General features: G+C 57.3%; 9 protein-coding genes. 3 read left to right on the forward strand and 6 right to left on the reverse strand.

Features of this window, described 5'->3' with window-relative positions; all coding sequences use genetic code 11:
* Window positions 1–280 (reverse strand): SOS response-associated peptidase family protein (locus AF71_RS30980; protein WP_210258440.1); only part of this gene is annotated, 280 nt, incomplete at its 3' end.
* A 249-nt stretch (window positions 281–529) separates the two neighbouring features.
* Between AF71_RS30980 and AF71_RS30985 the strand changes: the two genes are divergently transcribed.
* A complete protein-coding gene (locus AF71_RS30985) occupies window positions 530–868 on the forward strand; it encodes a DUF982 domain-containing protein (RefSeq protein ID WP_169684517.1) in 339 nt (112 codons plus the stop codon).
* A 26-nt stretch (window positions 869–894) separates the two neighbouring features.
* On the opposite strand, the gene AF71_RS30990 is transcribed toward AF71_RS30985, so the two are convergent.
* Window positions 895–1,209 carry an EthD family reductase gene (locus tag AF71_RS30990; protein ID WP_112666604.1) on the reverse strand — a complete coding sequence of 105 codons (315 nt, stop codon included), beginning with the start codon at window positions 1,207–1,209 and terminating at the stop codon, window positions 895–897.
* 339 nt (window positions 1,210–1,548) lie between these two features.
* Window positions 1,549–1,854, reverse strand: coding sequence for a hypothetical protein (locus AF71_RS30995; protein ID WP_169684518.1), 306 nt, complete (start codon window positions 1,852–1,854; stop codon window positions 1,549–1,551).
* Between the two features lie 83 nt (window positions 1,855–1,937).
* Between AF71_RS30995 and rhuM the strand changes: the two genes are divergently transcribed.
* Window positions 1,938–2,705: a RhuM family protein gene (gene rhuM, locus AF71_RS31000; RefSeq protein WP_169684520.1), complete on the forward strand. Its 768-nt coding sequence runs from the start codon at window positions 1,938–1,940 to the stop codon at window positions 2,703–2,705.
* Window positions 2,706–3,940: 1,235 nt separating this feature from the next.
* On the opposite strand, the gene AF71_RS31005 is transcribed toward rhuM, so the two are convergent.
* From AF71_RS31005 to AF71_RS31015, 3 genes are all read right to left on the reverse strand, one after another.
* On the reverse strand, window positions 3,941–4,165 hold the full coding sequence (locus tag AF71_RS31005) for a hypothetical protein (protein ID WP_169684521.1): 225 nt from the start codon (window positions 4,163–4,165) through the stop codon (window positions 3,941–3,943).
* Window positions 4,166–4,517: 352 nt separating this feature from the next.
* Window positions 4,518–4,769: a hypothetical protein gene (locus tag AF71_RS31010; protein WP_169684522.1), complete on the reverse strand. Its 252-nt coding sequence runs from the start codon at window positions 4,767–4,769 to the stop codon at window positions 4,518–4,520.
* A gap of 504 nt (window positions 4,770–5,273) precedes the next feature.
* On the reverse strand, window positions 5,274–5,522 hold the full coding sequence (locus AF71_RS31015) for a hypothetical protein (protein ID WP_018860438.1): 249 nt from the start codon (window positions 5,520–5,522) through the stop codon (window positions 5,274–5,276).
* 868 nt (window positions 5,523–6,390) lie between these two features.
* On the opposite strand from AF71_RS31015, the gene AF71_RS31020 reads away from it, so the two are divergent.
* Window positions 6,391–6,677 (forward strand): ArdC-like ssDNA-binding domain-containing protein (locus tag AF71_RS31020; protein WP_169684524.1); only part of this gene is annotated, 287 nt, incomplete at its 3' end.

Consider the following 6,677-nt stretch of genomic DNA (forward strand, 5'->3'; position numbering starts at 1 on the left):
CATTGGTGGCGATGCCCTCGCGGCGTGCGTTGATCGGAGGCGGTCGGCCTCCCGGCTTCATCCAAGACGGTTGGAGGCCCCAACGAGCTGAAACGAAGACCGGCCCCATGATATCAGGCTCGCGCACCATGTCGCGAATGATGATCGGATAGTAGAGGGAAGGGGCGCCGTTANACCTCGGGAACTGGTTGCTGAGGCTCCCGACGTCACCGCGGTCGGCGAACGCGAAGTTCTGCAGCATCTCCTCGAGAGTTGCCTTGATGTAGATGCGTCCGCACATTCCCAAACCTCCCTTCAGTCTCGCGACAAATGCCTCACCATCAAGAGGGCGCCCTTGTGCCCACACTTGCAGCGCATGAGGCCGGCGAGTTGAGCGAGCGTCAATCCCTTCCCGACCTTCTTCTGTATCCCCCAGCGATCGATAGGCTTCCGGCTGGCTCTCGACGAGCTCGTTTGGACAAATTAGAAGAATCTTAAAAAGTGTCTTGACTGGTCGGATTTAATCCGCACCCGATTCGGCCAGTGACCCATGCCAGAATACGTAGGTGAACATATCTCAATCCGGGACGTATTTGTGTGCGTCGAGAAGCGCCAGGGCATCAACATGCGCCGGCACTGCTCGCTAAGCGATCTGGCCTACAGCCTGCTTTACCGGTGGCCGGAAGATCATCGGGGCAAGGAGTGGGTGGTTGCGCAGGCCATGTGCCTTGAGGCGATGGAAGGGCATCGTGACCCGGAGCAGGCGAGGGCGGCTTTCGTAGCTGCAGCGCTTGCCGCTGAGATGGTGATGGTCAAGGAGGAGTACATACAGGTGCGGGGCGAGAAGCGTCCGAAGACTAAAGCCAGAGAACAACCTTCGGCTAACTGATCGTTGGTCTCGCGCGGCCGAAGCCCTTAACCTCCAACGATTTCGCTGAACTGTACGATTGGCACGATGTCCGTATAGTTGGCGACATCCGCGACGATCTCCGCGCGGTGAGGACCGAACGCCTCCTGGAATGTCTCAAGGGTCGGCGAGTAAATGTGGCACGCCGCGACGAATTCCGGCACGCTTCCTGGGTCGCGACCCCCGAGCCCCTTATCGACCTCGTAGCGCAGGCAGGCATCGCCCATGCGTTCCTGGATCAATGGCAAATGGCGTGTGCGATAGTAGTCGTGATCAAATTTCGAGCCCCCATCGGCCGGATAGTAGACGCTCATTTTGATCATGGTCGGGCTCCTGCTTGGGCGCTTCTTCACTGGTCCGAGGGGTTTATAGCCTGAGTCCATTATATTCGAGAAGCTGCTCGTAGCATTCCTCGACCTTGCGCATAGCCTCCCGGCCTTTCTGCTTCATAGCCCTGATGCGGCGAGAATCGCTTAGGCACACGTGGCCCGATTCCGGACCAGAGCCACTGTCCCTTCATCGGGCCGTGCGGTAGCTGAATTCTCCCGCGGTCAGTCTCCCCATCGTACCCGGATCAGTCGTTGTCCGTCGATACGTCGTTGTCGTCGATCTTGGTTCGGCGCCACTTGTGCTTGGGTTGATAGTCCACCCGGGCTGACCTGTTAGCTAGATTTTAGTTTGGACCTGGGCTTATCATCTCTTTTGCGAGTGATGTCGGGTGGTTTGTTGATCTTCCCGGTGATTTCCACGCGCAGGCCGCATTGGTCGGCACTGACGCGGTAGACCCTATCGCAGCCCCAGACGGTGCCTATCGCGGTCTTCAGGCCGTCGAGTTGGCAATCCCCAATCTTCTCCCGGATATCATCCGTCGAGTAGGCTTTACGTCGCCTGCAACAGGCGCACGTCGCCGACAGCCGATAGCCATTGTAATCGGAATGGTAGGATTGGTGTTTGGCCGCAGTGAACATCGGAATCATCTCCTCGAAAGGTCTGTGCGCCGCACGAGATGAGATAGCTTCCGCCCAGAAGTTGGGGTATGAAATGGCCTCAAATGACCCGCCGTCAAGGTTTCCAATTCGCGATTTGTTCACGGGTTTTTCGGGTGTTTTCAAACCCTCATTGGAAACGACTTTCCTTGATTTGCAGGGCCTGTCCAGTTTCTTTGATTACTCGTTTTCGGTACGACCAAAATCGTGTGATCGACGGCGATTGCCGGACCTTTCGCATTCTTCGCCCGATCAGCAACAAAACCATCAGCGAGCATTTTCAGAACCTGTATAAGGCCGGTGAACTCGGTGAAGATTCAGTTGTCCGGAAATTCCGGATAACTGCCGCAGATGGCAAGGAATATGACGTTAAGCATTATAGCTTGGATGCGATCCCGGCTGTTGGATACAAGGTAAATTCCAACAAAGCGACGGAGTTCCGGAAGTGGGCGTCCACCGTCCTCAAGGGAAACATAGAGAACGGCTACGCTCTCAACGGCAAGAAGCACAACAGCGACCCAGCTGCGCTGTTGAAACTTGCTCAAGAAGTTCGCGCCATCCGCACTTCGGAGAAGAACCTCTACACGCAAGTCCGCGAAACGTTCGCCCAGTGCTCTCTATTGATTACGACGAAGACGACCGGGCAGCCCGTCGGTTCTTCGCCGACAGTCAGAATGTCTCCCACTTCGCAGCCGTCCGAGCAGACAGCAGCAGAGATTGTTAGGTCGCGTGCAGATGCATCTAAACCGAACATGGGGCTGGTAGGCCTCGGCAACCGGGCCCCGACAGCCGCTGACGTCACGGTTGCGAAGAATTACTGCACCCCGACCTAACTCCGGAAGATGGAACTGATTGGCGAGTCGTGGCTCTTGTACGCCGAAGGAATGGCAATGCAGGGGAAGCAGGTTTCGAGGCAGCGTCTGCTCGATAAACTGAGCGACTTGGTCGGAACTCACGAGTTCCCGTTTTTCCAGGCTATGCCAATCGCATCAACAAGGCGACTGCCGACAGCCACGCGAAGACGCAGTACGAGCTGTTCAAACTGGACGGCAAGAAGCAGTTGCCTGCAGCATAGTAAAAGACGGGGCTTCGGTGACCGCTTCTTCGGCTTATCCCGCCTCGGCGGTCGATTGAGCTCGATGGAACTCGGGGGCGCCGGTCGCGTTCAATATATCTCTGCATTTAAGGAGGTTATCTTGGACACAAATCTAGCTATTGCCGCCTTCGCCGCCACTGTTTCTTTCGTCTTCATGGTTTGGGCGGTCGGTCGGGCATAAGCGGTCCGCGCCGCCGGGGAGGCATACGGACCGCCGTGCCATCATAGCACAGGCGCCCTGGGGAGGCGCCATGGCCACGTTGATCCCGCAAACCAAAGGCCTCAACAGTTGTTAGCCAAGGGCCGTTTCTCGGTCGGTTCTCGACGCCAGTATCTTTCGTCACAAGTGACGTGGAGGCAAATCCCCTGAAGATCGGGACAAAAAAAGCCCCGGGGGACGCGGGGCAGAGCGGTTATAAGCTTTGAGAGGAGTTCAACTTCTCAAAGCAGTCGCGGGAAATTGTTCCACTCTCCAACGAAGATGTCCAATGGTGAAGGCCGCCAAGATGGTCGTGCGTGACGAGAAGCCGCACTAGTCGTGGGCCATGACGCTTCCCATCTTCAAACGATGAATGAGAAACATTTCATCGCTCTCAGTGTGACGGCGTTCATCGGGTTGATGTGCGTGCTGTTGGTGGCGGTCTCAATCCTTGGCCACACGGTGGCAATCCCACCGGTTTAACGACCCGAGTGGGCACGAGCGGGCGAGGAAGACTGTCCGAAAAGTTACAGGGGGAGAAACTGCGGTTGTGTTCCCGACCTCACCTTAGAACGGGTGCCGCATGTATTGCCTATGTGCCGGCTTCTTTGGCTATTGCCGCAAAAAGAGCCCCGCAGTGTTGCCGGCGGGACAAGTTCTTCGATGGAAAGGTCGCGTCAGAGAAGGGTGATCCGGCGCGATCTGTCCGGGGAACGTCTGTAGGAGCGCCTTGTTCCGCTTCTCCATGATACGAGGCAGCGCTTTTGACTGCATCAATGCGCACCATAGCCGCGTGCGTTATCTAGAAGCAGCTTCAACTGCCGCTCGTCGTGTATGCCTTGCTGGTAGAGTTCGATGATGATTGCGGCCGCTCGCTGGCCCTCCTCGGATCCAGCTTCCAGCTTGTTCTGACGACAGTACTGCTCAAGGGCAGCCTGGCATTTCGATAGATCCTCCGACGTCAACGGCTCGTCGTGCCGATGAAATCTCCCGGTCATTTCAGTTTTCCTCCTCTGTTGAATTGGACGGAAAACGAGATGGTTTGTCGATTTTCGAGATTCAAGACCCTTCGATTTGAATCTCAGCCTACCACCGGCTCTTCAGTGTCATCGATAGTACGCGAGCGGAAGCCGGGGTTCCTTCGTGTCTGTGAGGGGCAGACACTAGCGAGATGTGGGTTGCAGGCTCGAACAGATAGGTCAGACCAAAGTCCCGACATGTCTTATTTAATAGACCTCTAATGTTGTGCCCAGTAGGACTGCCGGTAAGTTGGCGCTGGGCGGATCAGCCTGCCCGGACAGCACCGCTGACTTGGCGGTCCGGCGCGAGGGGTTAGGCGTCGGGCCGCACCTATGGCGCCGCCATGTGGTCTCGTGGAGCGTCGTCTCCAGCTTGGCACAATTCCTCAACATAATTGGCCAGCACCGGATCATTTGCGAGGTACAGTTGAAACTCTTCGTCGTCGATTTGTCCCGAACGATATGCATCAATCAATCTCTGTTGCTCTTCGTTTAGAACACCTGTGGTTGGCCAGATGGCATCGAGCTCGGCCAGTTGGCGTTTCAATCTGCTAGGGCTGCTGGCGGTGCTATGGGTCGGCATGCGGCTCTCCTTTGGGGAGAAAACGGATCAAAGGCCTACGTGTTCCGAGTGGGCTTCGATGCTCGTCGTGACAGGTGCCTCACCCAATAGCGGCCATGGCTTCAATCTTCATCGGAGCACTCGCTGTTGGCTTCGTAGGCGGCGAGGAGGGCGTCAGCACGAAGGCGCATCGCGATGTGGTCGGAGCCCCACGATCTGGCTCAGTCAGACAAGAGGAAGATAGGTGACACTGCCCCAATGGACGAATGCAAGACTATGCTCGGTGACGCGCTCGTCGAGTTGGAAGGGGTATGCTCGCCTGTCTCAATGCTCCCGTTTGCCACGCTACGTGTACGACGGCGACTATGACGGGCGGGATATCGTTACGCCCAACTCGGCTGAACACTGCCTGATGGCATCGAGCTCTTCGATGGAAACGAATTGCACGCGAGTGTCCGGGCCGCGCCCGTACACGGGTCCCTAATGTCTCGAAGGTAGATCACAGCGTGGTCCACCTCAGAGTTTTTAGAGGGCCGCTGGTGTGCCGCCAGGATCGAGGCGCCTCATTTCGAGCATAGCTTCGCAGGACGCACCGGCCAATAGAGATAACTGTTCCGGATCACGTACTCCCTGGCGGTAAATCTCAATGACAATGGCCGCGAGATGAACTCTGTCGTTCTGATCGTTGATCAGATGTTTTTGCGCGACGTCCTTCAGGATTTCATCACAGATGGACAAATCGTTCGATGTAAGCGCTTCGTCGCGTTGTCGCATTGTGTGGTTCCATGCCGTTAAACATCGCGGTACTCAAACATGAAAAGGGCTTTCCGGGTCGGCGGGACCAGGAAAGCCCTCGATCTTTCGTCGCTCGTCGAGGTCTCGGGCGCGTGCGATTCGGATCAACCACAGATTGCCTCTTGTTCTTCACGGAAGAAATAGGACTGAAGCCTGATCCTCATTTGGACCTTGGTCTGACGAACTGGCAAGCAAGGCTGAATGCGCCTATCCCGGTGAGGCTGTCCGTCGAACGCGAACCGTGTGCCTTCGCGAACAACCGTTGTGTGACCCTGAGGACGGATCAAGCACTATAGCCAGACTCAGGGTCCCGCATCGGAACGGATTCGTTCTCAGCGACGCGGCCAGGCGGAAAGGCAAGGCTGAAAAAGCTATTGAGCCGAAGATGCCTTCACTGTGTTCCGCATCGTACTCGATACGGCGTCGCAGCGCCTGATCCTGCGCTTCCTTCAATATCTGGTCGATGAGGAACGTGAGAAGAGCGGCGGGTCGAGCCTCCGTTTGCATCCATATGTGCGACCTTGTGTGCGGTCGCACAGGACCGCTGGCCAAGATGGCTTCCTGACCGGATGCCAGGGACGGTCGGTGCCGGGCGCGATATCTTGGGTAGCACGCCAAGGCGCCGATCGCGTTGGTGTTTGCCGCCTGAACCTGGTGATCCGCTTGAACCCGCGTCCCCCGCGTCCTGCTGCGGCTTTCGGTCCTGCCAGGCTCGCACTGGCCGCAACGGCGTTGCCGTCCTCCACTGGCGTTTCGGCCCTTCGGGTGCCGGCCAGCGCTTGAAGCCCGGCTTTTGGACCGCCGTAGCAGGTCGCGATGGTCGCGACCCCAAAGCGGAGGTTCCAACATGACAAGGCAGCAAACCAGCCAACGATCCGACATCCACGGCCGCATCACCGACAAGATCATTGCCGCTCTCGAACAGGGTGTCCGTCCCTGGATCCAACCCTGGCATAACGCTTGTCCGTCCGATCCGGTCTCACGACCGCTACGCTTCAATGGCGCACCCTATTCCGGGATCAACGTCATTCTCCTCTGGTCGGAGGCAATCGCCCGCGGCTTCTCGTCCTCGACCTGGATGACATTTCGCCAGGCGCTCGAACTTGGCGGCGCGGTTCGCAAGGGCGAAAGCGG

This window comes from Rhizobium sp. 57MFTsu3.2, assembly GCF_012932765.1.
Classification (GTDB): domain Bacteria; phylum Pseudomonadota; class Alphaproteobacteria; order Rhizobiales; family Rhizobiaceae; genus Rhizobium; species Rhizobium altiplani.

Coding starts and splice junctions, on each gene's coding strand:
- AF71_RS30995 (WP_169684518.1), bottom strand. CDS start 1,854: ATGTTCACTGCGGCCAAACACCAATCCTACCATTCCGATTACAATGGC.
- AF71_RS30985 (WP_169684517.1), top strand. CDS start 530: ATGCCAGAATACGTAGGTGAACATATCTCAATCCGGGACGTATTTGTG.
- rhuM (WP_169684520.1), top strand. CDS start 1,938: ATGACCCGCCGTCAAGGTTTCCAATTCGCGATTTGTTCACGGGTTTTT.
- AF71_RS31005 (WP_169684521.1), bottom strand. CDS start 4,165: ATGACCGGGAGATTTCATCGGCACGACGAGCCGTTGACGTCGGAGGAT.
- AF71_RS31015 (WP_018860438.1), bottom strand. CDS start 5,522: ATGCGACAACGCGACGAAGCGCTTACATCGAACGATTTGTCCATCTGT.
- AF71_RS31010 (WP_169684522.1), bottom strand. CDS start 4,769: ATGCCGACCCATAGCACCGCCAGCAGCCCTAGCAGATTGAAACGCCAA.
- AF71_RS30990 (WP_112666604.1), bottom strand. CDS start 1,209: ATGATCAAAATGAGCGTCTACTATCCGGCCGATGGGGGCTCGAAATTT.